Origin of the sequence: Danxiaibacter flavus (assembly GCF_041060425.1) — a bacterium.
Lineage (GTDB): Bacteria > Bacteroidota > Bacteroidia > Chitinophagales > Chitinophagaceae > Danxiaibacter > Danxiaibacter flavus.
This window is the reverse complement of the sequence record NZ_JAULBC010000005.1, coordinates 175,581-201,655: the sequence shown is the minus strand read 5'-3', so window position 1 is coordinate 201,655 and position 26,075 is coordinate 175,581. Positions and strand designations below refer to the sequence as shown.

General features: G+C 41.9%; 20 protein-coding genes. 13 read left to right on the top strand and 7 right to left on the bottom strand.

What is annotated here, in order from left to right:
* Window positions 1–52 precede the first annotated feature (52 nt).
* Both QTN47_RS15755 and QTN47_RS15750 read left to right on the top strand, forming a co-directional pair.
* Window positions 53–427: a type II toxin-antitoxin system RelE/ParE family toxin gene (locus QTN47_RS15755; protein ID WP_369330355.1), complete on the top strand. Its 375-nt coding sequence runs from the start codon at window positions 53–55 to the stop codon at window positions 425–427.
* Window positions 399–710 carry a helix-turn-helix domain-containing protein gene (locus tag QTN47_RS15750; protein ID WP_369330354.1) on the top strand — a complete coding sequence of 104 codons (312 nt, stop codon included), beginning with the start codon at window positions 399–401 and terminating at the stop codon, window positions 708–710. Before QTN47_RS15755 ends, QTN47_RS15750 begins: the two co-directional genes overlap by 29 nt.
* 149 nt (window positions 711–859) lie before the next feature.
* Here QTN47_RS15750 and rnc read toward each other — a convergent pair whose 3' ends face one another.
* From rnc to QTN47_RS15735, 3 genes are all read right to left on the bottom strand, one after another.
* Window positions 860–1,567 (bottom strand): ribonuclease III, encoded by a 708-nt coding sequence (gene rnc, locus QTN47_RS15745; RefSeq protein WP_369330353.1) that lies wholly within the window; start codon window positions 1,565–1,567, stop codon window positions 860–862.
* A gap of 4 nt (window positions 1,568–1,571) precedes the next feature.
* The gene (gene fabF / locus QTN47_RS15740; protein ID WP_369330352.1) at window positions 1,572–2,825 is read right to left on the bottom strand and encodes a beta-ketoacyl-ACP synthase II; all 1,254 of its coding nucleotides are present in this window, start codon (window positions 2,823–2,825) and stop codon (window positions 1,572–1,574) included.
* Between the two features lie 102 nt (window positions 2,826–2,927).
* Window positions 2,928–3,164, bottom strand: a complete 237-nt coding sequence (locus tag QTN47_RS15735) for an acyl carrier protein (protein WP_068244159.1) — start codon at window positions 3,162–3,164, stop codon at window positions 2,928–2,930.
* A 164-nt stretch (window positions 3,165–3,328) separates the two neighbouring features.
* On the opposite strand from QTN47_RS15735, the gene QTN47_RS15730 reads away from it, so the two are divergent.
* The 4 genes from QTN47_RS15730 (at window position 3,329) to cls (ending at window position 7,025) form a co-directional block, all read left to right on the top strand.
* Window positions 3,329–3,757 (top strand): GNAT family N-acetyltransferase, encoded by a 429-nt coding sequence (locus QTN47_RS15730; protein WP_369330351.1) that lies wholly within the window; start codon window positions 3,329–3,331, stop codon window positions 3,755–3,757.
* Between the two features lie 181 nt (window positions 3,758–3,938).
* Entirely contained in the window at window positions 3,939–4,358 is a 420-nt protein-coding gene (locus QTN47_RS15725; protein ID WP_369330350.1) for a hypothetical protein, read from the top strand.
* A 162-nt stretch (window positions 4,359–4,520) separates the two neighbouring features.
* Window positions 4,521–5,555, top strand: a complete 1,035-nt coding sequence (locus tag QTN47_RS15720) for a metal-dependent hydrolase (RefSeq protein ID WP_369330349.1) — start codon at window positions 4,521–4,523, stop codon at window positions 5,553–5,555.
* Between the two features lie 3 nt (window positions 5,556–5,558).
* Complete coding sequence (gene cls / locus QTN47_RS15715; protein ID WP_369330348.1) at window positions 5,559–7,025, top strand: cardiolipin synthase; 1,467 nt, start codon at window positions 5,559–5,561, stop codon at window positions 7,023–7,025.
* Window positions 7,026–7,032: 7 nt separating this feature from the next.
* Here cls and prfH read toward each other — a convergent pair whose 3' ends face one another.
* Window positions 7,033–7,647, bottom strand: a complete 615-nt coding sequence (prfH, locus tag QTN47_RS15710; protein WP_369330347.1) for a peptide chain release factor H — start codon at window positions 7,645–7,647, stop codon at window positions 7,033–7,035.
* A gap of 61 nt (window positions 7,648–7,708) precedes the next feature.
* Entirely contained in the window at window positions 7,709–9,115 is a 1,407-nt protein-coding gene (locus QTN47_RS15705; protein WP_369330346.1) for an RtcB family protein, read from the bottom strand.
* A 459-nt stretch (window positions 9,116–9,574) separates the two neighbouring features.
* On the opposite strand from QTN47_RS15705, the gene QTN47_RS15700 reads away from it, so the two are divergent.
* From QTN47_RS15700 to QTN47_RS15680, 5 genes are all read left to right on the top strand, one after another.
* A complete protein-coding gene (locus tag QTN47_RS15700) occupies window positions 9,575–10,609 on the top strand; it encodes an isoaspartyl peptidase/L-asparaginase family protein (RefSeq protein WP_369330345.1) in 1,035 nt (344 codons plus the stop codon).
* A 287-nt stretch (window positions 10,610–10,896) separates the two neighbouring features.
* Window positions 10,897–11,991, top strand: a complete 1,095-nt coding sequence (locus QTN47_RS15695; protein WP_369330344.1) for a hypothetical protein — start codon at window positions 10,897–10,899, stop codon at window positions 11,989–11,991.
* Between the two features lie 96 nt (window positions 11,992–12,087).
* Window positions 12,088–12,459, top strand: coding sequence for a VOC family protein (locus QTN47_RS15690; RefSeq protein ID WP_369330343.1), 372 nt, complete (start codon window positions 12,088–12,090; stop codon window positions 12,457–12,459).
* Between the two features lie 205 nt (window positions 12,460–12,664).
* Window positions 12,665–14,110 (top strand): PKD domain-containing protein, encoded by a 1,446-nt coding sequence (locus tag QTN47_RS15685; protein ID WP_369330342.1) that lies wholly within the window; start codon window positions 12,665–12,667, stop codon window positions 14,108–14,110.
* 259 nt (window positions 14,111–14,369) lie between these two features.
* Window positions 14,370–17,210: a PKD domain-containing protein gene (locus QTN47_RS15680; protein WP_369330341.1), complete on the top strand. Its 2,841-nt coding sequence runs from the start codon at window positions 14,370–14,372 to the stop codon at window positions 17,208–17,210.
* 54 nt (window positions 17,211–17,264) lie between these two features.
* On the opposite strand, the gene gldG is transcribed toward QTN47_RS15680, so the two are convergent.
* The gene (gene gldG / locus QTN47_RS15675; protein WP_369330340.1) at window positions 17,265–19,016 is read right to left on the bottom strand and encodes a gliding motility-associated ABC transporter substrate-binding protein GldG; all 1,752 of its coding nucleotides are present in this window, start codon (window positions 19,014–19,016) and stop codon (window positions 17,265–17,267) included.
* Window positions 19,017–19,019: 3 nt separating this feature from the next.
* Window positions 19,020–19,739 (bottom strand): ABC transporter permease subunit, encoded by a 720-nt coding sequence (locus QTN47_RS15670; RefSeq protein ID WP_369330667.1) that lies wholly within the window; start codon window positions 19,737–19,739, stop codon window positions 19,020–19,022.
* 391 nt (window positions 19,740–20,130) lie between these two features.
* Between QTN47_RS15670 and QTN47_RS15665 the strand changes: the two genes are divergently transcribed.
* Together QTN47_RS15665 and QTN47_RS15660 are read left to right on the top strand one after the other, a co-directional pair.
* Window positions 20,131–21,945 carry a glycoside hydrolase family 35 protein gene (locus QTN47_RS15665; RefSeq protein ID WP_369330339.1) on the top strand — a complete coding sequence of 605 codons (1,815 nt, stop codon included), beginning with the start codon at window positions 20,131–20,133 and terminating at the stop codon, window positions 21,943–21,945.
* 875 nt (window positions 21,946–22,820) lie between these two features.
* Complete coding sequence (locus QTN47_RS15660; protein ID WP_369330338.1) at window positions 22,821–25,808, top strand: glycoside hydrolase domain-containing protein; 2,988 nt, start codon at window positions 22,821–22,823, stop codon at window positions 25,806–25,808.
* Window positions 25,809–26,075 lie beyond the last annotated feature (267 nt).

The window sequence follows — 26,075 nt, the reverse complement described above, 5'->3', positions numbered from 1 at the left end:
TTTTGAATTGACAACCCTAAATGTTCACTAATTAGTTACCTTTGTTTAATTGATGGAAAGGCAAATTCTATCGTACGGCAAGTATTTTCCAGAATTCTATCTGTCTATAAGCCAGGAAGTCCAGGAAAAAATTGATTATGTATTTGAATTGGTAAAAAAGATCGATCAGGTTCCTAAACGATTTTTAAAGCATCTTGATGGAACGGATGGTATTTATGAGATCAGAGTAGAATATCAAAACAACATCTACCGGATATTTTGTTTTTTTGATAAAGGAAATTTGATCATTCTCATAAACTCATTTCAAAAGAAAGCGCAGAAAATTCCTAAAAGAGAAATTGAGTTGGCTGTAAAACTAAAAAAACAATACTTTCTTGATAAGCAAATCACTGAGGAAAATGAAGTCAGAAAAAAAATCAAAAAATAAACTTGTCTCCTGGGATAAGCAGCTCGACAAGAAATACGGATTGCCCGGAACGCCGGGAAGGACAGATTTTGAGATAAAGTCACAGGCCTTTATTTTGGGTGAAATGCTCAAAGAAGAAAGGGCGAAAGCTAATCTTACTCAATCTGAACTGGCTGAGAAAACTGGAACGAAGAAGAGTTATATCTCAAGAATCGAAAATGGGCACGCAGATATTCAGCTTTCAACGTTGTTTAAAATTATAGAGCAAGGACTAAACAGAAGACTGGAACTTGTTATTCACTAAAGCGTGGTACGAATAAATGTGTGAATAAAACCTTTTACGCTCTCTAAAATGAAGGAGTGCTCAAATCTGTGAACGGAAAAATATTAGTACCTGAATTTGGATTGAGAGAGTACTTAAGCTCATAGCTGACAGCTGATAGCTCACAGCCATCAGATTCCCAGCTTCTCTATTGCCTGTTGCGCAGCTATCTGGCTGGCGTCTTTTTTATTGAATCCGCGGCCCTGCGATATGGCTTCACCGTCCAGTACAGCTGCGATGGTGAAAATGCGGCGACCATTCTCCAACTTTTCATCAATGGTCTCAAACTCAAGGGTTTTGCCATTTTTACTGGCCCAACCGATCAGCCTGTTTTTAAGATTGATGTCAATTTGTTCGAGATCGTCCACAAACATGTGAGGGATAACGATGCTGCGGAGCACCCACCTTTGGGTTTTGATGTAGCCCTTGTCAAGATAAACGGCTCCAATAAGGGCTTCAAGTGTATTTCCGAATATCTGGCTGGCCTTCAGGGCATTATCAAACTTATTGTACATCGTAAGCCTTTTCAAACCCATTTTTAGCGCAATATCATTCAATTGCTGCCGGTTTACCATCTTACTGCGCATTTCAGTAAGAAAACCTTCTCCTTTGTATGGATAACGTTTAAAAAGATAATCAGCTACAATAGCACTTAACACCGCATCGCCCAGGTATTCAAGGCGTTCGTTGTTCTCATCAGCCCCTTCTTTTACGGAACGATGACTTAGCGCAATACGGTATAAGGTTGTATTGCCGGGTTTTAATCCCAACACATTTCTCAGTTGGCTTTCAAATGATGGCTCGCCTTTCCGGCTAAAAATGTTTTTAAATAAGCCCACAATGTTAAGCTACGTATTTTTTAACAATAACGCATGCGTTATGCCCGCCGAATCCAAAGGTGTTACTCAGGGCAGCATTTACTGTACGCTTTTGCGCTTTGTTAAAGGTAAAATTAAGTTTCGGATCAAGGTCGGGATCGTCTGTGAAGTGGTTAATGGTAGGCGGAACAACATCATTAACAACGCTTTCTATACAAGCAATCGCTTCAATAACACCTGCTGCACCAAGGCAATGGCCTGTCATAGATTTTGTTGAACTGATGTTCAGGTTATAAGCATGCTCGCCAAATACATCTGTAATTGCTTTTACTTCAGCGCCATCACCCAATGGGGTGGATGTTCCGTGAGTATTGATGTAATCAATATCTTCCGCCTTCATGCCTGCATCTTCCAATGCGGCAATCATAACATTTCTGGCACCAAGTCCTTCGGGGTGAGGAGCAGTGATGTGGTGAGCGTCTGCTGTAGCACCGGCACCTGCTATTTCGCAATAAATGCGGGCGCCTCTTGCTAATGCGCTTTCAAGGGTTTCCAGAACAACAATACCAGCAGCTTCTCCCATAACAAAGCCATCACGGTCTTTGTCATAGGGGCGGCTTGCAGTTTTTGGATCATCATTTCTTTCGCTCATGGCTTTCATGGCGTTAAAACCACCCACACCGGCTTCGCAGATAACAGATTCACTGCCACCTGCAAGAATGAAGTCGGCTTTACCAAGGCGAAGCAAATTGTATGCTTCCATTAAACTGTTGGTACTGCTGGCGCAAGCACTTACAACAGCAAAGTTGGGTCCTCTCAGGTTGTGACGCATAGAAATTTGGCCGGCAGCAATATCCAGGATCATTTTAGGAATGAAGAAGGGGTTGAAACGCGGAGTTCCATCGCCTTTTGCATATTCGGAAACTTCAGTCTGGAATGTATTAATACCGCCGATACCGCTGGCAAACACCACACCGCCTCTGTCCGCATTAATGGTATCCCTGTGAAGGCCGGCGTCAGCCATTGCCTGGTCACTTACTACAAGAGCAAATTGAGAGAAACGGTCAATTTTACGGGCTTCTTTTTTATCAAGATAGCTTGTAGGGTCGAAATTTTTCACTTCGCAGGCAAACCTGGTTTTAAATTTTGATGCGTCAAATTGGGTGATGAAATCAGCACCGGATACACCATTAACCAAGCCATCCCAGAATTCCTGCAATGTATTTCCCAAAGGAGTAATGGCACCCATGCCAGTAACAACAACTCTTTTTAACTGCATACAAATAAGCCTGTGTTTGAAAGTGATAAATCCGCCTTCGAGTACTTTTTTGCTACCGTAGGCGGATTGTAATTATTGCATAACAAAAAAAGGATAATTTCCTTATTTAGCGTGCTCTTCCAGGTAAGTAATAGCCTGACCCACAGTAGTGATTGTCTCAGCCTGCTCATCAGGAATGGAGATGTTAAACTCTTTCTCGAACTCCATAATTAACTCCACGGTGTCTAAAGAATCAGCACCTAAATCATTGGTGAAAGAAGCCTCATTGGTTACTTCTGCTTCGTCAACACCTAACTTGTCAACTATAATTTTTTTAACTCTTGTTGCAATGTCTGACATTGTTGTAAGTTTTGATACAGGCGCAAAAATATAATTTTTGACCAATACACAATGAGTTATGGCTTTTTTGTTTGCACATATTGTAAAAACTTCTGTTTGTTTGTTTTTTTAAAGCTGCCTTTTTTGTAAAAAATGATTGGTATATTCGGGCGCAAACTGGTTGTATGGCACTAAAACTTATTGATTACGGTTCAAAAGAGTATAAACAAATGGTGGATTTACGCATGCAAATGCTTCGTAAACCACTCGGACTTACTTTTTTGCCCGAAGAACTGGAAAAAGAGAAGCATGATATTTTAATTGGATGTTTTGACGATGATAAAATGGAAGGTTGCTGCCTGCTGACCGAAATTGAACCTGGAATTCTAAGATTACGCCAAATGGCAGTTACTTCGGGTTTACAGGGAAAGGGGCTTGGAAGGGCTATATTGATTTTTGCAGAAAATGTTGCCCGCGACCGCGGATTTAAGAAAATATGCATGCATGCCCGCAAAACTGCGTTGGGTTTTTATGAAAAACTGGGCTATGTCAAAATAGGCGACGAGTTTATAGAAGTAACCGTGCCGCACTACGAGATGGAGAAAGCACTTTAAGCAATTGATAATTAAATCAATCTTATATTTTTCGGATATTCAATTTAATCTAGACATTTTCACCGCATTTAATTGCTGAAAGAAACTATTTAGCCACCAACTACGTTATAGTATACAAAGGTGGTATTATTTCTGCTATGTTATTTGTAACTATACCTTACTTAATGTAAAACACTACTTTATGAAGCTCTTTACCGGTGCGCTTTTATTATTGATTCTATTTGCAACTGGATCCTGTACCAAAACTGTAACAAATGTTGTTGATGCAGGACAATCAATATTTTTTACGATCCATCCAAATGAATGGCAGCCAACAACCAATACCGATTTCGGAAAAGGGTTCTCTATTTCATTATCTATTCCCGAAATAACCAACGATGTTATGCAGCAGGGTGCAGTGCTTACTTATATTTCTTTGGACGGAGAAAATACATTTGAACCGATACCCGAAGTGATTAACGGGGTTACTTATATTACCAGCCACTCTGCAGGAGTTTTGGATGTGGGCGTATTTGATGCATATAGCGCCGGTGTCGATCATGCTTTCTCAAATGATGTTGTGTTAAAGGTGGTCCTTTTAAACACTACCAGGATCCAATAGCATTAAAGGCTATCACCGGATACTTTTATAATCTTATTTAATAAAGAGGCTGTTTCTCCTAATGTTGAGTGCAGCCTCTTTTACTTATTAGATATTTGTTGCATAAATTGAGCTAGTTTTCATAGAGATCGCGTTGCGCAGATCCATCATAAAATTCAGCTAATGGATACTCTTACGCACATAGCCATCGGAGCTTGTATAGGTGAAGTTTTATTCAGCAAACAGCTTGGTAAAAAAGCACTGATATGGGGTGCGCTGGCTCAGAGTTTTCCTGATATTGATTTTGTTGGAGCGTTCTGGATTGAGCCAACAGCTTATTTTTCTGTACACAGGGGTGTAACGCACGGACTTTTTGCGGGCCTTCTTGCAGCATTAATTTTTAGTTTTCTTGCTGACAGATTACACCGGCCGCATGATATTCCCTTTCGAAAATTTCTGCTCTTTTTTGGTTTACAAATTTTGTTACATGATTTGCTGGATACATGTAATGCTTACGGCACAGGGTTGCTGGAGCCTTTGTTACATCGAAGAGTGTCGTTTAATCTTATTTATGTAGCAGATCCGTTGTTTTCATTACCGCTTGCGGTGGCCGCTATAACGCTCGTTTTTGTGAAGCGAAGCGCGCAAATGCAAAAACGCATTGCGCTTGGTGGCCTGGTACCAGCGCTTGCTTATCTGCTTTTTTGTGTTTGCAATAAATTGGTTGTTGATAATAAATTTGAAAAATCCTTAAGATCAAATGACATAAATTATTCGTCATACTTCACTACACCCACTCCATTTAATTCGTTACTTTGGTATGCTGTAGCTAAAACAGATACGGGTTATTATATTGGCTACCGCTCAATACTGGATAAGAAAGATGAGCCGGTGAAGATCAGTTATTATCCATCAAACCTTAGCCTGCTGCAATCGTTCAAAACATCGCCAAAAGTGAATAACCTTGTTCGCTTTGGTCATGGTTATTACTCTGTACAGCAGCAAAATGATACCCTTGTGTTTAATGTATTACGCTTTGGGCAAGTGCTTGGTTGGCAGCGAACGAATGCGCCCTTTACTTTTCACTATTATTTAAATGAGGGAATGGATGATATGCTTGCTGTACAACGTGGACGTTTTGAAGGATGGAACAGGAACACCATACGATTTTTTCTGAACCGCATGATAGGAAAAGAAACAGATTACCCTAAAGAATAGCATATGTTTTTTAAAAATATCGACTGGCTGTTGATTGCTGAACTAACGTACCTGGGTATTCTCATCATAGTTTGCTTGAGGATCATTTATGATACAAGAACAAGCACTAAAACACTTGCCTATCTTTTGTTCGCTGTATTTGTTCCGGTTATAGGAATGATCTCTTATTTTTTCCTTGGCATCAATTATCGCAAGCGAAATCTCTATAGTAAAAAGCTGCTGGCAGACGATACGCTGCAACAGAAGATGGAGGCTGAAATACAAAAATCAACCGAAGAAATATTAGCTGCCAACCCGCCTGAAATAAAGAAAAACCGTGAACTGGCCTGTCTGCTTTTGAAAGACAACATGAGCCCTTTAACAGACAGCAACCGGGTAAAATTGTTATTTAACGGTGAGGAAAAATTTCCGGAAGTGCTGGAGGCATTAAAACAGGCGAAAAATCACATACACATTGAGTACTATATTTTTGAAGATGATGAAATTGGCAACCAGATAAAAGAGATCCTTATTCAAAAGGCTGCAGAAGGTGTTGAAGTCAGACTTATTTATGATGATTTTGGCAGCAGCTCGATCCGCCGCAAGTTTGTGCCCGGGCTTATTGAGAATGGGGTGGAAGCATATCCATTTTACAGGGTGCTGTTCCTGCTTTTTGCCAACAGGCTGAATTATCGCAATCACAGAAAAATTATTATTGTTGACGGACACACAGCCTTTGTAGGAGGTATAAATATCAGCGACAGGTATATCAACAACGGTAATAAAAAGAACAGGATTTACTGGCGGGATACGCATTTACGTATAGATGGCGCCGGCTGTCAGTATCTGCAATACCTGTTTTTATGCGACTGGAATTTCTGCAGCGACCAGCAGCTTCAACCAACTAAAATGTTTTTCCCAAAGCCAAAGACATACGAAACTGATACACTGGTACAAATAGCAGCCGGTGGTCCTGATTCAAAAACACCAGGCATTTTGTTTTCGCTGCTTCAGGCGATTAACCTGGCGAAAAAAGAAATACTGATCACAACACCTTACTTTATACCCGGTGATAGTTTACTGGACGCATTAATTGTTGCTGCATTAAGTGGCGTTTCCGTAAAGCTGCTTGTTCCCGGTATTTCCGATTCAAGATTTGTAAATGCAGCAGCGCATTCTTACTACGACGATCTGCTTGATGCCGGTGTTGAAATTTATTTTTATAAAAAAGGATTTATTCATGCAAAGACATTGGTGTACGACGGTGCGGTAGCTGCAGTTGGTACAGCAAATATGGATTATAGGAGTTTTGAACTGAACTTTGAAGTGAATGCCTTCATTTACGATCCGCACATCGCGAAACAATTAACCAAAGCGTTTTACGATGATCTTGAGCACGCGGAACGTATTGATATTGTGAGATGGGAAAAACGTGCCTTCCTGAAAGTAATGTTTGAAAAAACGGCAAGAATGCTCTCGCCGTTGTTGTAAGAATTTTTTACAATGGTTCCTCAATAACCATTCCCGCATCTCCACGTTTCAAATTGGTATGTTGCAGCCATTGTTCTTTGGCAGCATCCATATTCTTTTCCATTTGCCAGGCAAGTACTTTACAACGAAGCCTTTCCAATGCCTCCTTTTTGTTTTGCAGTTGAGAACGTTCGGTTAATGCGACTACGCTTATGCCGGAAGGCTGATGTGTTGCTCTAACTGCTGTCTCCGTTTTGTTGACGTGTTGACCGCCAGGTCCGGACGCACGGCAGGTTTTATAAGAAACATCCTTTTCATTAAAGGCTGCTTTCTGTGCGGCATCAAAAAGCTGCACGCTTACAAACCAGTTTTTTCTGCGATGGAACTTACGGTACGGGCTTTGCGCGATCCATTGTACCGTTCCCTGCCATTTTTCTGCAAGGTGAGCTGCATGCTTTCCGCGCAGAACTATTAGCGCCGAAGCCAATGTATCTTTTAAATGACCTTTTACGCTATCTGCCATCTTTGCTTCTATATTGTTTGTTCTGGCTTCACGTAAAATGCGTTCTACAACTTTGGCTACAACGCGACTACATTCTTCCGGTCCGCGTCCTGCACTTATTTGAATTAATTGTTCTTCCATATTAGGACGATGCCGGCTGCATCAAACAGCCGGCCTTTGATTTGATAATTTTTTAATTGACTTAATCCCGGTCCATTCTTACAATTCCAGGCATAAACTTTCCCTGGATGTCTACCAGGCTAGTCTGGGCCTGCATGATTGTGTCAATGTTTTTGTAAGCGCCAGGAGCTTCTTCCACACTGCCACCGATGAGTGTAACGCCTGCCTGTGACAACATTTTTCTCAATGCTGAGTTGGTGAAAGTTTCTTTCGCTTTTTTTCTGCTCATTTCGCGGCCGGCTCCATGTGAAGCAGAGTACAATGATTCAGCATTTCCTTTGCCGCAAACCAGGTAACCGGGCGTAGTCATGCTACCTGGAATAATACCCATTTCTCCTGCGTGAGCAGGTGTTGCACCCTTACGATGTATAATCATCTCGCGGCCTTCAATCATATCTTTCCATGCGAAGTTGTGATGGTTGCTTATGCCTACCAGTGGTTGCAATCCCAATGCCTTTGTGAGGTTAGCGTGAATCCTTTCGTGACATGCTTGGGCGTATTCCCCGGCCAGGTTCATACTTAGCCAATACTCCTGTCCCTCTTCTTTTGCCATATCCAACCATGCCAATTGTTGCGCTTCGCGTGGAAGCTTGCAAACATCTCTTGCAATTTTGGAATAATGCATGGCAATGGCTGCGCCCAAACCGCGTGAACCTGAGTGGGAGAGCAGTGCTGTGTATCTTCCTGCTGGTATCTGCAATGAATTGTTTTCAACTACTTCAATCGTACCGAATTCAACAAAGTGATTGCCGCTACCTGAGCTTCCCAACTGCCTGAAGGCCTTACCTTTTAATTCTTTTAGTAATGATGTCGCTTCGAAAGACGGATTATCCATTACTTCATGTTCCTGTCTTACTTCAAGCGCTCCCTCTGTTCCAAAATGCGTCCACTGTCTGATCGCTTCTTTTACCTGGTGAGTGTAGCGCTGAACATATTTTTCATTTTCATTGAAAATCGTAAGTGCCATGCGGCATCCGATATCAACACCAACCGCATAAGGAATCACTGCGTTGTCAGTTGCAAGTACACCTCCTATAGGTAATCCATACCCGCCATGCGCATCGGGCATTAAAGCGCCTTTTGTTGCGACCGGTAATTGTAGTGCTACACGCATTTGTTGCTTTGCAGCGTTATCGATGTTTTTCGAGCCATATGTTTTGCACGGTGCAGCATTTGTTTCATCTTTCAATGAATAAAAATCAGCCTGTGGTTGTTCTTCTTCGTCACAGAACTGTTGTGCAAGCTTTCCCCATACTTCATGTGTTTTCCATTGTGATGGTTCGAGCAAAATGTTTTTTAAAATTTCAGCTAGTGCGTGCCTGGATTCATGCTTGCAATGCCTTGATATAATATTGACTGCAATGCTGCGACTGATATCTGTTGTATAGCCCAGCTTGCTTAGTTCTTTTAGTTGTATAACAGTTTTCATTCTGTTGTATTTAGCTGCTATTATGCAGCGATTAAGCGCAACGTGATGAGTAAGGGCAATAGAATTCCCTTACGCTGTTGCATGGATAAAAAATGACTGGAATTTGTTGGCGACGGGAATATTTCGCGTTCTGGATTAAATGTCAGCGCACAATTGATTTATGCCATGCATTTGTAAATGATTGCAAATGGCTAAGGGATACATCAATACAGAATGGAAATAAATGTCCGGATAAGCAACTCCGGAGACGTCAATGCGATATGTAGTTATTGTTCAAGCATATATAAAACCCTCCACTGAAGTTTGGGTTTGTAAAGTTTAGCGCTGCAAAGCTATAAACTTTCTTGCATAAAAAAATTCGAATCGAAATTTATTTATCTGCGGGATGGGAAGATCTTCCCTTTGAATGTATCTTCACTAATAACAATTGATCAAACCAAGAGTTAAATCTACTACTGCATGAAACGTCTGCTTTTATTTTTCATGTGCAGCATGGTCATCTTATCTTCTTTATTCGCTCAGCAAAAAGGCGATTATATTTTGGTGATCCATGGAGGCGCAGGAACAATTACACGTCAAAACATGACACCTGAAAAAGAAGCTGTCTATCGTTCTGTATTACAAAAAGCACTTGAAACGGGTTATGCTGTGTTGAAGTCTGGCAAGTCGAGTATTGATGCTGTAGAAGCAACCATCCGGGTATTGGAAGATGACCCGCATTTTAATGCTGGCAAAGGGGCTGTGTTTACGCATGACGGACGTAACGAACTGGATGCTGCAATTATGAATGGACGTACACTTGCTGCGGGATCTGTAGCTGGTGTAACTACTATAAGAAACCCGATCAGTGCAGCGAGAGCAGTGATGGAAAAATCAGAGCACGTAATGCTGATTGGAAAAGGAGCGGAGCAATTTGCAAAAGAAGCAGGACTGCAGATAGTTGATCCGAAATACTTCTGGACAAAAGAACGCTGGGATGGATTGCAAAAAGCATTGAAAGAAGACTCAATCAAAGCGAAGCTTGATCACAGCTTCAATCAGCAAACCGATCAAAAGAAATTGGGGATCATCAATATCGACTACAAATTCGGAACGGTTGGTTGTGTTGCACTGGATAACAACGGAGATCTTGCCGCAGGCACTTCCACAGGCGGAATGACGAATAAAAAATACGGACGCGTTGGAGATGCGCCAATCATCGGTGCAGGTACTTATGCCAATAACAATACTGTCGCAGTTTCCTGTACCGGCTGGGGCGAATTTTACATCAGAAATGTGGTAGCTCATGATCTTTCCGCTTTAATGGAATACAAAGGACTCTCCGTTAGTGAGGCAGGAAAAACTGTTATTGAAAAAGTGGGCAAACTGGGCGGCGATGGGGGCCTGATAGCCCTCGATAAAAACGGCAATATGACTATGCCTTTCAACACCGCAGGCATGTACCGTGGCGCGATTAAGAAGGACGGAACGATTGAGATTTATATCTATAATTAGGATGTCTGAACCAGGATTTGTGGGATTCGTGGATTAGTAGGATTAACTGCTGTCATATTCACGCTTTCATTTTGATCGTATGAATTGTTAATTGACGTTTCAAATCATTTTTGAATAGGAAATAAATCCAATCCCGTCAATCCTCAAATCCCCCAAATCCCGGTCCAGACTCAGGTTTTGCATTTTGACTTTTGCATTTTGACTTTCACTGCAATCCCGTCAATCCTCAAATCCCCTAAATCCCGGTCCAGACCCTAAATTCCAAATCCAAATCGTAATTTCACCACATGGTAGAGGTTAATTTCCATTCGGTTGAGCATATACGTCCATCCAGAAAAAAGCCCATTTTTCCTGTCAATGATTTTTTGCGTCAATACCTGAAAAAATATGGTCGCGAGGTGAAGCTGCCGGCAAGTTATAATGATCTTCTCCGCTTCACATATTCCATTCCCTTAAAAGATAAGAACGGCAAAGAAACACTTTGGGAAACTGTTACATACGATATGCGTGAGTGGGAATATTTGCGCGAAGCACTTGTTGATATTTATGCAATACTGAAAACTGAAGGTGACTTCAGCTACAACACACATCTTGATGTGGCACGCATAGATTTCTGCAGTTTTGGAAACAGCCATCCTTTCAGAATTCGTATCGTAAATAAGTTTAACGACAATTACGATCATTACTACATTAAGCAAGCCGACTCCAGCCGGATATATGGACTTGAGCTGGAGCATTTGTTATCTCCAAATCGTATTACATTTCTAACTGCAGGCAATACGTTGGTGGAAGAGCATATTCCCGGAATTCCCGGCGATGATTTCATCAAAAATTATCTGTATCGTTCCGATACAAATGTTATCAGGTTTGCGAAAGAATTTGTGAAGTTTAATGAACGTTGTTTTGTGCGATTGCTGGGTGATATGCGGAGTTATAATTTCGTAGTGAATATTACGCCGGATATAGAAGATTTCCAATATCGCATCCGTGCAATAGATTTTGATCAGCAGAGTTATGAAGGAAGAAGGAATTTATATCTTCCCCAGTTCTTCAAGGAGAATTATCCTATTGTCCAGGAAGTTTTAAAGCAACTGGATAAAGAAAGTATTTCCCAATACCAGGCGGAAGAAAGAACCATGATCACAATCAGGTTGGTTTCTTCTCGGTACAGGATCAAAGAGTTGTTGGATATTATGAATACCGATGATATTTCCAAGCCTGAAAAAATTGAACAGCTTCGCGTAGAATTAGCTGACTATTTTAAACAAACGCTCTTCCTCAGGTGTAAAACAATGGGACAAATTGTTAAGACACAGCTCAAACAAACGCTTCGCAAAAGCTTGCTGGTAATACCCAGGGCAGGTCAAAGATTTGATGACTAGCTGATGCAATCTGTTTTATTTGAGCATGTTTTTGTGCCTGCTTAAGATGAGTGTCCGGAACCAGTACAGATGAAACAAATGCCAAAATACTGACAAATGAAAACAGGTAGAATTTTGTGGCTTGATCTCACAGTTGAAAATGCAGAAAGCGTAAAGCGTTTTTATGAACAGGTAGCCGGCTGGACCGCCAGCGGCCTGAGCATGGGCGACTATGAGGATTATGTGATGATGAGCAATGATGAACCTGTTGCAGGAATTTGTCATAATAAAGGGGTCAATATAAACCTGCCTCCACAATGGCTTAATTATATAACTGTAGAAAATCTTGATGCAAGTATTGAAAAATGTATCGCTTTGGGAGGTCGTGTTGTTGATGGGCCGCGCCATGCACAAGGCGCTTCTTCATTTGTTGTAATCCAGGATCCCGGAGGAGCATATGTTGCACTGATGGAACAAAAAGAAGAATAACTAAATACTTGTTTTATTATATCGTTCAACTGGCCATCGCCTTCACAAAACCCTGGTGTTCCGCTCCCGTGGGATCTTTTAATGTTTTGTCATTGTACTTGTGCGGATTAATTTTTTTGTGTTCCTGCAAATATTTTAATCTCTAAAAAACAATAAAAGCACATTATTTGATGATGTTGACTGCCTAACGTTTTAACCTGTTAACATGAAACCTGCTGCGCATAATCCCGTTCATGCCCGCCAGGCATGGATTTTTATTCTTTGTCTGATCCCTGGTATAGCAAGCTTTTCTCAGACACACAAACCAATAAGTACTGTCATTACGCCAAATCTTTGGGGATACTATGAACATCTTCCCCAGGGATATAGCACTTCAGTAAAGAAATACCCTTTGCTTGTTTTTTTTCACGGCAAGGCCGAACGTGGTAATGGCACTACAGAAGATCTAAAACGCATTTTATTATACGGTCCGCCCAAACTGATAAATGAAGGACTGTTTCCCAAGACATTCACAGTAGATGGACAGCAATTTTCTTTTATAGTGATCTCTCCGCAGTTGAGAAACAGGGAGATCCCGGTAGACTCAGATTATAATGCGTTGATGACCTACATTAAATCGCGCTACCGGATAGACGAATCGCGGATTTACGTAACGGGCCTAAGCCTTGGTGCAGGAAGAATATTGCATGCGGCAGGCTCTTCTGTGGAAAATGCGAAATCCATTGCAGCGCTTACATCTGCATCCACTGATTGGAGTGGAGATGTAGCAAGCGCGAAAAGAATAGCTGCCGCTAACTTGCCGATATGGTTGTTCGGCAATACATTGGATTATCAGATCCCCTATTCGAATACGTTTTGGTGGTATCAGTATTTAAAAACATACACGCCGGCAATGACCAATCCACCACTCATAGACAGTGCGATGCTCAGGTCTCATGATAGCTGGACCAGGATGTATGACCCCAACTATCGCCCACGTGGTTTAAACGTATACGAGTGGATGTTGAAGCATAAAAGAAGCCTGACGACTGAATCAACAGCTACAGGCCCTGTGGCAGTCATCGCAGACCCGGGAGACACTATTGCCACAACCTCTGTAACATTGGATGCCTCGGGCTCTTACACTGTTGCGGGCCGTACAATTACTTCATGGTTGTGGAATTATATGGCGGGACCTAAAAATGCGATTATTGAGAATCCTGCACGCTCGATTACCAATATTAAAAACCTGACCAACGGGACATATACTTTCCGTGTTAAAGTGACAGACAAGGCAGGCAGCAACAGTAAGACCGTAACCTTTACGGTTAAGCTGCCATTGGCGCAACGTACAGCAACTGCGCAGCAATATTCTTCACGTGACGTGATTCCTGACAAAGACAATAACGCGTTTCAGACACTAAAACTATCTCCGATACCTGCCAATGACTATTTGAATCTATCTGTTGTTAATGATGCAAAGGGAAAAGTTTCCGTTTATATTACCGATATGTCGGGCAGAACACTCCTGGGCAAAGGCTTTGGAGAAAAAAAAGCTGCTCATTGGAGTGAAAAGATAAACATCTCAGGCCTGACCGGTGGATCTTATTTTCTTACACTTCTTGTTGGCAATGAAAAATTTTCCGGAAGGTTTATTAAACTGAGTAAATAAATTCTCAAAATTACTATTAGTATACTCTGCAAAGCTTAAACTTTGCAGAGTATACTGTATCATTTGCAGGGGCTATAAATCAAACCTAATTATCCGCAAAAAATCGCATCAACCTCACTCAGATTCAGTCAAATTTCCGTATCACAAAGTGAATCTCCGCATTACAATTGCGTAATTTTTAAATTTGTAAACCCCCTGATTAAATGATAGATTAGATAGACACTTCACAATTTCCGTACAATTCTTAAACCTATTTAGAATGCCAGGCATAACTGTACCGTACCTGCCAAATTATAAAAGGACAATGATTGTTCTTTTGTCCTTCGCGATTGCATTAAATGTCTCTTCGCAAACCTTTACGCCAATTACCACATACATTTCTCCAAATATCGGCGGTTACTGGGAGTACCTTCCTGCAGATTATGCAACGTCCAATAAAACTTATCCGCTGTTGTTGTTTTTCCACGGAAAAGGAGAGCGGGGCAGCGGATCTCAAACCGATCTGCAGCTGATATTAACATACGGGCCGCCAAAGGTGATTGCTGATGGTTTGTTTCCAAAGACTATAACTGTGGGCGGAAAAAACTATTCGTACATAGTGATTTCTCCGCAGCTCGCGAACACCGCCATTGAAACCGCACAGGATTTTAATATTCTGATGAACTATATCAGGCACCATTATCGTATTGACGATTCACGTGTTTATTTGAGCGGTCTAAGTCTTGGAGCGGGGCGAATCTTGTACTCAGCCAGTTCATCCATGAGCGATGCGAATTCGGTTGCGGGGATTGTTTCCGCATCTACTGACTGGAGCGGGGATACGTTGCAATCCAGCACTCTTGCAGCCACAAATATGCCCTTGTGGTTCGCAACCAATACTGAAGATCCCACGATACCTTATACGTATACGCTTTGGTGGTATGATTTTCTCAGCGCTTATACCCCTCCGATGAATCCGAAGCCCCTGCTCGACACATTTGGAGTTAGCGGCCATGATAGCTGGACAAAGCTATTTGATCCAACATTCAGGCCACGTGGCGTAAACGTTTATGAATGGCTTTTGCAATACACCAGGGGAACGGATACAGCAACCAGGCGCGTATATCCGTATATCTCGGTGCCGGACACGGTTACGCTTCCTGTGAAAGGGATAACGCTGGACGGATCTGCCTCTTCCACCGACAGCGGAGCTTTGATTATTTCCTATAAATGGAAAGTGCTTTCGGGGCCGGCGGGTTACCAGCTTAACAACAGCACTGCATCCATAGCAACACTCACTAAGCTTTCTCCGGGTAAATACACTATTCAACTAACCGTTTCCAACAACAAAGGAGTATCAGGTTCATCCAACGCCGTAGTCGTGACTGTACAAGGACCGAATCCTTTAGCTGTAGCGCAGGCTCCGTCTTCTATATCATTGCCTGTTGACTCAGTTACCCTGGATGGCAGTGCATCATACGACCCGTTAGGAACTATCGCTTCCTACAATTGGTCCTGCATTGGTGGACCTTCCGGCTATGTGTTCAATTCGACTACAAACAAGGTTGTAAAAGTGACCAGCTTAACCGGAGGAATCTACGATTTCGTTTTGAAGGTTAAGAACAACCGGGGATATGAGTCCTCTGATACCGTATCCGTTTTGGTAAAGAATGCAACGGTTACAGGTCCTGTGGCGGTGATAAGAAATCCCGGATTGGTTACCGGTACATCAGCAACATTAGACGCATCTGCTTCGTACACCGCGGCTGGACGTACAATTACAAAGTGGCAATGGAATTATATATCTGGTCCGAAAAACTACATCATAGAAAACAGTACAAAAGCCATTACTAAAGTAAGTAACCTGGTCAACGGAACCTATACCTTCCAGGTAAAAGTGAGTGATGCCGGCGGAAGTGGCAGCGGACGCGTTACGTTTACAGTCAATCTTGCAGCAGCAACCGTAAATGCGGTGATAGACGGGCCAGGTTCTATTTCGGTTGACTCTGTAGTATTGGATGGAAGATTTTCTTCCAGCAGTAACGGGAATTTGAGTTATAACTGGGCTGTTATATCAGGTCCGGCTGGCTATACTATAAACAACACAATTGAGCCTGTGATTAAGATCACGGGCATGAAAGAAGGAACTTACAAAGTCACCCTGACCGTAAAAAATACTACCGGACAACAAGATACAGATACAGCAACGATCATTGTTAATCCGGCATTGCCCACTGTACATGCCGTCATAAATGCGCCAAACTCCATCACGCTTCCGGTTGATTCTGTTGCATTGGATGGTAGTTCTTCATCAAGTAGCAATGGTGGACTGACATATCGCTGGGTTGTTGTTTCCGGGCCGACAGGATATGTGCTAAGCAGTACAGTTGCGCCCTTGCTTAAGGTTACAAAAATGAAAGCAGGAACTTATGTATTCGCCTTAATCGTAAAAAATGGAACCGGACAACTAGATTCAACTAGTGCAACTGTTGTAGTTAACCAGGCTGCCATAACCGGCCCTGTTGCCGTTATCGCCAATCCGGGTCCGGTAACTACTTCAACAGTGACGTTAGATGCTTCGGGTTCATACACTGTACCGGGCCGCACGATCACATCATATCTATGGAATTATATGGCAGGCCCAAAGAATGCGATCATCCAAAGTCCCACCCAGGCAATAACAGCAGTTACCAATCTCACAAACGGTACATATACTTATCGCGTTAAAGTAACTGACAAAGCAGGAAGTAATTCGCAAACCGTCACATTTACAGTGACTCTTTCGTCAGGGCAGCGCATTGCAAATGCTGAACAGCACTCTGGATCTGAGGTTTCTTCTTTGGAGTTGAATGAACCCAAAGCACAGCAATTAAAATTGTCTCCTGTGCCAACCAATGATCAGTTGAATTTGTCGATGGTTAATGATTTAACAGGCAAAGTAACAGTTCACATTGCGGATATGTCGGGAAGAATAGTGTTAAGGAAAAGCTGCGCTGATAAAACTGCATCTGTTTGGAAAGAGAAAGTCAATGTAACCAATCTTTCGGGAGGTTCATACTTTGTTACAGTTGCAATTGGCAACGAAACTTTCTCGGGAAGATTTATTAAGCTATCAAATTAAAAAACAGGTCTTAGATATTATTCAAAACGCGTAGTGACTCAGATTACCGGGTCGCTATGCGTAATTTTTTTTCCTTCTCCATTGAGCTAGCAGTCCAATGATGATAACAATAAGAATAGACCCACCGATATTAACAAGCTGCCAGAACGTTTTTTGTTCCTGAACTTTACTCTTATCCAGCAGGCGAAGCGTGAAGTCTTTGTTCCTGCTTTCAAATATTTTGCTATTGCTTACGAGGTAATCCACACTATTGAGGAAAAATTCCCTGTTGGCAAAACGGTAATTTTCCATTGGCAGCATACCCATTGCCATTGGTCCGTTTGTATTGCTTACCGCATTCGTAACAATATCTGCATCTGATACAACAATCTGCTTGCCTTCTTCTGAAGATTGTGCAGCAAATGGTTGACCCAGCGCCTTCGTAACGCTGTCTTTTACTTCATTGGACAAACGATTGGCAAATAAAGAAGTGAATTTTCCTTCCAATAAAACAGCAACCGGAACATGGCTTTTGTTCATGGAATGGAAATCTGCATCTGTTTGAATACTGTTAAGGCTGACTAACGCAGGCGAACTTAACGTACGGCTATTTGTGTCGGTAGCCAACAGAATGGTTTTTTGAATGCCGACGGCCTTAACTGTGTCTATGCTTGATGGGAAAACAGGCAACACCCTGTCAAGGTTTTTTGAGATAGGGTTATTGTTATAGGCAGACAAAAAGGGATAGTAGGGCCACGGTGTGCGTTGCATCCTTGGACTGTTATCAGGATTGTAGCCTACCACTACAGGAATCTTTGAACAGTTTAAATCCTGTACAAGATCGCCGTTGATACGAACACCGTATTTAAACAAGATGTCATCAAGATTGAGGTTTCTGTCAAAAGCGACAAAATCCGCACGGCTGCGCATCAGACTGTCAAGCTCCGCATACAACTTGTCAACAAACCAAATGATCTTACCGCCATGCATTACGTATTGGTCAAGTTTAAGCTTATCTTCTTCTGTAAAAGGTTGTTGAGGTTTTACGATCAATAGCGCATTAATATCTTTTGGATTGGGATAGGCCTTTTTCAAATCAAAAATTCCTAAACGGTAATCGTTGCGCAAGCTTTCACCCAAATCGCTCACACGTAAATCAGTTGGTTCTCCATTGCCTACGGCATACGCGACTACAGGCACTTCTTTGCGCGTTAATTTATCAATGGCATTGGCAAACTTAAATTCGAGTAAAGCTTCTGCTGCGTTAAGGGTAGCTTCTTTATCTTCCTGCGGAATATCATTCATCACATTGAAGTTCTTAAACACTTTCCTGCTGCTTCTTAAATCAACGGCAAAAGGTGGCAGATTTTTATAATAAACAAGTGCTGAAGGAATGATCAGTTGTTGTGTTGCCTTATTGCCGGATTGCGTTACATCTTCACTTCTTTCAAAAACAACGCCGTGCCGGGCAAGGCTGTCATATAACGTCATCTTGCTGCTATCAGGAAGATCTTCACCGGGCTTTTCAAAAGCGATCTGTACTCTGTTGTGGCTTCTCTCTTTGAATTCGTTCAATAGATCTTCTGTTGCAAGACTTAATTTTTTATAGTCTGATGGAAGCTCTCCGGTAAGAAAAACTTTAACCGTAACAACAGTATCAAGATCGTTGAGTAATTGCTTGGTTGAGTTGTTGAGGCTGAAACGTTTTTCGGCGGTTAAATCAAGCCGGTAATTCAGCAAGCCTGATACATAGATCAATCCTGCAAAAAAAACAAGAAGGGCAACCCACCAGTATTTATGTCGTAATATTCTTTGAACAAAAGTCATAGCTTATCTCTTCTCCAACATTCTTTGAGTGATCAATGCAAACAAAACGATAATGCCCGCGAAATAGATAATGTCGCGAAGGTCAACTACGCCACGGCTTATGCTGTGATAATGAAATTTAATGCCCATCATTTCAATATAATATCCAGCAGAACCAAGCGCAGGTAATTTGCTGATGGCTTCAAATCCATTATATAAAATGAAACACATAAAGGCACCAACGATAAAAGCAACCACTGTATTGTTTGTAAGACTGCTGGCGCAAACACCGATGGACGTAAATACCGCACCAAGAAACAAAAGACCGGCATAACTACCAATAGTACTGCCCACATCAATACCGCCGACGGAACTTAATGATTGAATGGAAAAAGCGTAGATAATAGTTGGAATAATTGCGATTGCAATGGTAATGAACGCACCGGCTATTTTTCCCCACACAATGGACGCATTGCTCAGCGGCATTGTTTTCAGCAGCTCAAACGTGCCGGCCTTGTATTCATCTGCAAGGCTGCGCATGGTTACAACCGGAACCAGGAACAATAACAGCCAGGGAGCGAGTTCAAAAAATCCGTTGAGAGAAGCATATCCAAAATCGAGCAGGCTGGTGTCGGGAAAGACGAAAAGAAACAAGCCGGTCAGCAATAAAAATATGACCAATGCTATGTAACCTGTAAGACTGCCGAAAAATTGTTGCCATTCTTTTTTGCAAATCATCCACATAGGAGCCAAAACTAATGATTTGGATTGGTACTCGGATTGGGATTTTGAACTGGGATTAAGATTAAGTTTGGAACCGGGATTTAAGGGATTAGGAGATTGACAGATTTGATTTTGAAAGAAGAAGCAAGATTTTGTCTGGACCGGGATTTGAGGGATTAAAGGATTAACGGGATTTGATTTTAATAGTTAATTAAAAGATCTAGCCGGAGATTATAAATGGCCTTTCGCAGATAATTTCTTCTATTACCAACAATTGTAGGAATAAAGCTTCACCCCAATTATAAACCTCTTCAAAGCTCAACAGCCAGCTGATAGCCGATAGCTGACAGCTTGATGCAATCGTTTGCGTTAAAAGCATCATCTTTCAAACATTTATAATAGGTTTGTCATTATGAAATATCCATATACGAAAATAATCCTGCTCTTGTTGATGGTGTTCTTGTCAACCGCAGCCCAATCACAGAAACATGTGTTTTCTCTTGGTAAGACAGATTTTCTACTGGATGGCAAACCCTTCCAGATGATTAGTGGTGAAATGCACCCCGCGCGTATTCCGGAAGAATACTGGCGTCATCGCATCCAGATGGCAAAAGCCATGGGATGCAATACCATCGCTGCCTATGTATTTTGGAACTACCAAGAAACTGCACCGGGTGTTTTTGACTTTTCGACTGGTAACCACAACATTGCAAAATTCATTCGTATTTGTAAGGAAGAAGGTATGTGGGTGTTGTTACGGCCGGGGCCTTATGTATGTGCGGAATGGGATTTCGGCGGACTGCCTTCATATCTTTTAAAGATCCCGGATATTAAGATACGTTGCATGGACCCGCACTATATGGATGCGGTGAAGAAGTATGTGGCACGTCTGTCAAAAGAAGTTACCTCCCTGCAGTGCACCAACGGCGGACCAATCCTGATGGTTCAGGTTGAAAACGAATATGGTAGCTACGCAAACGACAAAACATATCTTGAAACGCTGCGGAAAATGTGGATCGATAACGGCATCAATGTTCCTTTCTATACTGCTGACGGTGCTACCGCTTACATGCTTGAAGCGGGTAATATCGATGGCGCTGCGATTGGTTTGGATAGCGGTTCCGGTGATGAAGATTTTAAACAGGCTAGCAAACGCAATCCGAATGTGCCTTCGTTCAGCAGTGAAACATATCCCGGTTGGTTAACCCATTGGGGTGAAAAATGGGCGAGACCTGATACCGCAGGTTTATTGAAAGAAGTGCGCTACCTGATGGATAACAAAAAATCAGTTAACTTTTATGTGGTACACGGTGGCACCAATTTCGGATTTACTGCAGGCGCCAATGCTTTTTCTGCAACACAATACCAGCCTGACCTTACAAGTTATGATTATGATGCTCCGATAAATGAACAGGGACAAGCTACGCCGAAGTATTACGCGCTGAGAAATCTGATCAGTAAGTATATTTCGTACAAGATACCGGATGTTCCGAAAGCAATACCCGCGATCTCAGTTCCTGATGTAATGCTTAAGCCCTTTACATCTCTATGGCAGCAATTGCCCAAGCCAATCGCTTCTCCGCAGCCTAAGCCAATGGAAGCGTACGATCAAAACCAGGGTTTTATTTTATACAGAACAAAACTCATCGGTCATAAGAGTGGAACGCTTACTATTACCGAGCCACATGATTATGCATTGGTTTTTGTGGATGGAAAATTTGTTGATACGATCTATCGTGATGGTGGTAAATGGAGCATAAAACTTCCGAAGACTGAAAGCAAGGAGCCGGTGCTTGACATCCTGGTAGAAGGAATGGGGCACATCAACTTTGCACAATATATGATCGATCGCAAAGGGATCACCGACAGAGTTACGTTGAATGGAATGACCTTAATGAGCTGGGATACATACCTGCTGCCTGTCGATGAAAAATTTATTTCTTCTCTTAAACTTCAAACAGTAAGCGATCCAAAGAATGGTATGTTTTTCAAAGGAACATTTGAATTGAATGAAACCGGTGATACTTACATCGATATGAGTAAATATGCGAAAGGCGTTGTATGGGTAAATGGGCATAACCTTGGCCGTTACTGGAACCGCGGACCGCAACAGCGTTTGTATTGTCCTGCTTCCTGGTTGAAAAAAGGTACCAACGAAATAGTTGTGCTTGATCTGCACCTGCTAGAGCCTGCAACAGTAAAAGGCGAAATAACATTGACGGAATAATCGTTTAGCTTTCAGCTATCAGCAATGAGCTGTCAGCCGGTCTTCCGCAGGCTTCATTCTAGTTGGTAGATTAAAAAAAACTTATTCAGCCATAAAGTTGAATATTTAAACAGGGTTTTGGTTTGCAAACCGTAGTGTGATTCAGCAATGAATTAACGCTGCGGTTTTTTTAGCTGTCGGCTTTTAGCTGTGAGCTATCAGCAATGAGCTATCAGCTGTTACATCTTACCATGTTGCGAAATCGCAGAACATGAGGTCTGTAAAAGTTTAATTATCTTCTATCGTTCGGCTTTTTTAATGCTTACGCCCTTTCAGGGCTTGATCATCATTTGCTATTTTTCCCCAGGGCGTTGCCCAATGCTAATGCTTCGACGCCGAAGGCGTCGGTCGTAGATATTGCTTCCTACAAGTAGTGTAGACGCAGAACATGGATCTTATATGTTCTTCTATGCTCTATATGGCTAAACGTAGCTGTTAGCTTTTAGCCATTATGCATGTACTGTCTAGTGATGTCGCAAAACGTGAATCAAATCAAAACCTTATATTCCCTTACATGCCTTATATGGTTTAAAAATAGCTATTAGCTTTCAGCAATGAGTTTTTAGCCATTATGTTGTGCCGTGTAGGCGTGAAGCAATCCAAACCTTATATTACCTTATATGCCTCAAAAAAAATCTCTCATTTGTTTCAACTCTAACATGGTTTCATTAAATTAAAACAAACGTTTGCCTTGCCTCAATAGCTCATAATCGCATAGTTTTAAACCCCGTTCAAATCCCTTCAGTCATATATTATTTCCCAACATGCGTTTAGTCAGGCCAACGCGTAGAGAAAGCCATATGTTTGAAGGTGCGGTTGTTCTTAAAAATACCAACATGAGAAGACTATTTTTATTTTGTATCCTCCAATGCCTCGGTGCAGTAATGCTTCATGCGCAGGAAATAAACTACACTTCCTGCAAAAATTGCTGGAATGCAGATTCGTTAGGCAACCACCGTGTAGTCGTTGAGTTTAAAGGAGAGGGGGCTGTTGCTGAAGCGTCCATTCCCTGGAGAAGAAGAGACGAACATTCGGAAGAAAAAAGAATCATTGTACAAGACGCCAAAAGCGGACAGAAGGTATTAAACGTAAAAATCGAGAGCATAAACAGGGAAAAAGGTATTATCCGTTTTGAACCAACTTCAGGAAAGGGGACGTATTATATATACTATATGCCTTCCAAAAATGAGGGCAGAAACAATTATCCCAAGGGTGTTTACTTAAAACCTGAACAAACGGCGTCAGCAGAATGGACTGCAAAAGCCAGCAGCACAAAGTCGACTGCCGTTGTAAAAGCAATAGAATCAATTGATGAGTTCAATAGTTTTTATCCGATGGAAGTAATTGCTACGAAAAAAGAAACAAACTCGCTTGTTTCAAAATATGCAGGTAAACCCTTTATTGTATTCCCGGAAAGAAGACAATACAGCATCCGCATGCCGAATGATCTGCCTTATCGTTGGGTAAAAGCGGGTAAAGCTGCAACAACATTCATTGATACAACAGATAAAGGAGAAAATTTTACTTATCAGTTAGGCGTGTATGCGCTGCAAAATTTGCAGGATGTTAAGGTTGTTTTCAGCGATCTGAAATCTAACGGAGCTACCATTGCCGCAGCTAATATGTATTGCATCAACACAAACGGCACCTCTTATGATAACAAACCATTGGTTGAAACTGTAAATGTTGGGTCAGGCACTGTGCAGCCTATGTGGTGCGGAATTGATATTCCGAAAGACGCAGCAGCCGGAACTTACAGTGGTACTGCAAAAGTTATTGCGGCTGGACTGGCGCCTATGACCGTTAATATTAAATTGGTGGTAACCAATAAAACAACTGAACATGGCGGCATTGACAAACCGTGGATGATGACAAGGCTAAAATGGCTGAACTCAACATTGGCGCAGGAAAATGCGGTAATTGCTCCTTATACGGCATTGCAGGTAAATGATAAAACCATCAGTCTGTTAGGCAGAAAAATAGAATTGGATGAGAATGGATTACCTAAACAAATTCAGACGTTTTTTACACCGGAGATGACATCCATTGCATCAACTGCCAACAATATTCTTACAGAGCCGATTCATTTTCATATAACTGAGAAAAATGGCGGACAGGAAATAAAGCTAAAAAACAACGGTCTGCAGTTTACACAACAACAATCCGGCACCGTTAGCTGGAAAGCCAACAGCAGTTCTTCAGATGTACAAATGGATGTAACTGCATCTATCGAGTTTGACGGATTCTTATATTATTCTGTAAAGCTTACAGCATTAAATGATGTGGCGCTTTCTGACATTGCGATGCATATTCCTTTCCGGAAATCCGCATCAACTTATATGATGGGATTGGGGCAGAAAGGTGGTAACCGTCCGGATGACTTTTCCTGGAAATGGGATGTAGCACACAAAAACCAGGACGGTGCATGGATCGGCAGCGTGAATGCAGGATTGCAATATTCATTACGCGATGAAAAATATGTTCGTCCGTTAAATACGAACTTCTACTTGCAGAAACCTTTGTTGTTACCAACTTCATGGGGTAATGATAACAAAGGAGGGATTAATGTTGCACAAAAAGGCGATGCCATTCTTGCCAACAACTACAGTGGTGAAAGAAGCATGAAGAAAGGTGATGTGCTGTATTATAACTTCACTTTATTGATCACGCCTTTCCATACCATCAATACGGATTTTCAGTGGGAGAACAGGTTCTATCACAAATACAATGATCTGAACACGATAAAAAATGCAGGTGCATCAATCATAAACATTCACCACGCAACACCTATCAATCCATGGATCAACTATCCGTTCATTGAATGGAAGGCGATGAAAAATTATATTGATACGGCACATCAGCTTGGTTTGAAAGTAAAAATATACAACACTGTGCGCGAGTTGTCGAATCATGCTTACGAGACATTTGCTTTGCGTAGCCTTGGTCACGAAGTATATTCTCCCGGCAAAGGTGGTGGCTTTAGCTGGTTACAGGAGCATATTGATTCAGATTATATTGCTGCATGGTTTGTACCTGAAATTAAGGATGCGGCCATCATCAACAGCGGCATGAACCGTTGGCACAACTACTATGTAGAAGGCATGAACTGGCTGACGCAAAATGTAGGCATTGACGGTATTTACCTGGATGATGTAGCCTTTGACCGTATTACGATGAAGCGTATTAAACGTGTGCTGACAAAAGATGGTCATCCCGGCATTATTGATCTGCACTCAGCAAACCAATACAACAAGAGTGACGGCTTTAACAACAGTGCCAACTTATACATGGAGCACTTCCCATACCTGAATCGTTTGTGGTTTGGTGAATATTTTGATTATGAGAAAAATCCGGCAGATTTCTTCCTGACAGAAGTAAGCGGTATTCCATTCGGATTAATGGGTGAAATGTTGCAGGATGGCGGTAACGCATGGCGTGGAATGATCTATGGCATGACCAGCCGTATGCCGTGGACAGACAATTCAGATCCCCGTTATATCTGGAAAGTGTGGGATGATTTCGGAATAAAAGGTTCTGAAATGATTGGTTGCTGGAGCCCGAATTGTCCGGTAAGAACTACCAACGACAAAGTGCTGGCGACAGTTTACAAAAAGAATGGATCGGCGTTAGTAAGCATTGCGAGCTGGGCTGACGCAACAACCGATGTTCAGTTAAAGATTGATTGGAAAGCATTGGGTATAGACGCTGCAAAAGCTACAATTACTGCACCTGAGATTAAAAATTTCCAGGCAGGAAAATCGTTCAATGCCCAGGATAATATCGCTGTAGAGAAAGGAAAAGGTTTGCTGCTGATTATTAAGTAGCAGTAGAAATATGTGTGATGTTTTTTAAATGGCAAAGCCCCGGGAAGGTTTCTTCTACGGGGTTTTTTGTTGTTTCATGCGGAGGTTTTCACGCGGCGGGCGCGGCGAATCGGAGCGGCGCAAAGCGACGAAGGCTTTGACTTTGCTTAATATTTATGATGCTGTCCGAGGTCAGGTACTTCGTACTTCGTAAATCGTACTTTGTCTGTTTGAAGGTGTTAAAAGTAATTAGAGCTCTTCAACTTTGCGTGCTTCGTACTTCGTAGC

Coding starts and splice junctions, on each gene's coding strand:
- QTN47_RS15755 (WP_369330355.1), top strand. CDS start 53: ATGGAAAGGCAAATTCTATCGTACGGCAAGTATTTTCCAGAATTCTAT.
- QTN47_RS15750 (WP_369330354.1), top strand. CDS start 399: ATGAAGTCAGAAAAAAAATCAAAAAATAAACTTGTCTCCTGGGATAAG.
- fabF (WP_369330352.1), bottom strand. CDS start 2,825: ATGCAGTTAAAAAGAGTTGTTGTTACTGGCATGGGTGCCATTACTCCT.
- QTN47_RS15735 (WP_068244159.1), bottom strand. CDS start 3,164: ATGTCAGACATTGCAACAAGAGTTAAAAAAATTATAGTTGACAAGTTA.
- QTN47_RS15730 (WP_369330351.1), top strand. CDS start 3,329: ATGGCACTAAAACTTATTGATTACGGTTCAAAAGAGTATAAACAAATG.
- QTN47_RS15725 (WP_369330350.1), top strand. CDS start 3,939: ATGAAGCTCTTTACCGGTGCGCTTTTATTATTGATTCTATTTGCAACT.
- QTN47_RS15720 (WP_369330349.1), top strand. CDS start 4,521: ATGGATACTCTTACGCACATAGCCATCGGAGCTTGTATAGGTGAAGTT.
- cls (WP_369330348.1), top strand. CDS start 5,559: ATGTTTTTTAAAAATATCGACTGGCTGTTGATTGCTGAACTAACGTAC.
- prfH (WP_369330347.1), bottom strand. CDS start 7,647: ATGGAAGAACAATTAATTCAAATAAGTGCAGGACGCGGACCGGAAGAA.
- QTN47_RS15705 (WP_369330346.1), bottom strand. CDS start 9,115: ATGAAAACTGTTATACAACTAAAAGAACTAAGCAAGCTGGGCTATACA.
- QTN47_RS15700 (WP_369330345.1), top strand. CDS start 9,575: ATGAAACGTCTGCTTTTATTTTTCATGTGCAGCATGGTCATCTTATCT.
- QTN47_RS15695 (WP_369330344.1), top strand. CDS start 10,897: ATGGTAGAGGTTAATTTCCATTCGGTTGAGCATATACGTCCATCCAGA.
- QTN47_RS15690 (WP_369330343.1), top strand. CDS start 12,088: ATGAAAACAGGTAGAATTTTGTGGCTTGATCTCACAGTTGAAAATGCA.
- QTN47_RS15685 (WP_369330342.1), top strand. CDS start 12,665: ATGAAACCTGCTGCGCATAATCCCGTTCATGCCCGCCAGGCATGGATT.
- QTN47_RS15680 (WP_369330341.1), top strand. CDS start 14,370: ATGCCAGGCATAACTGTACCGTACCTGCCAAATTATAAAAGGACAATG.
- gldG (WP_369330340.1), bottom strand. CDS start 19,016: ATGACTTTTGTTCAAAGAATATTACGACATAAATACTGGTGGGTTGCC.
- QTN47_RS15670 (WP_369330667.1), bottom strand. CDS start 19,739: ATGTGGATGATTTGCAAAAAAGAATGGCAACAATTTTTCGGCAGTCTT.
- QTN47_RS15665 (WP_369330339.1), top strand. CDS start 20,131: ATGAAATATCCATATACGAAAATAATCCTGCTCTTGTTGATGGTGTTC.
- QTN47_RS15660 (WP_369330338.1), top strand. CDS start 22,821: ATGAGAAGACTATTTTTATTTTGTATCCTCCAATGCCTCGGTGCAGTA.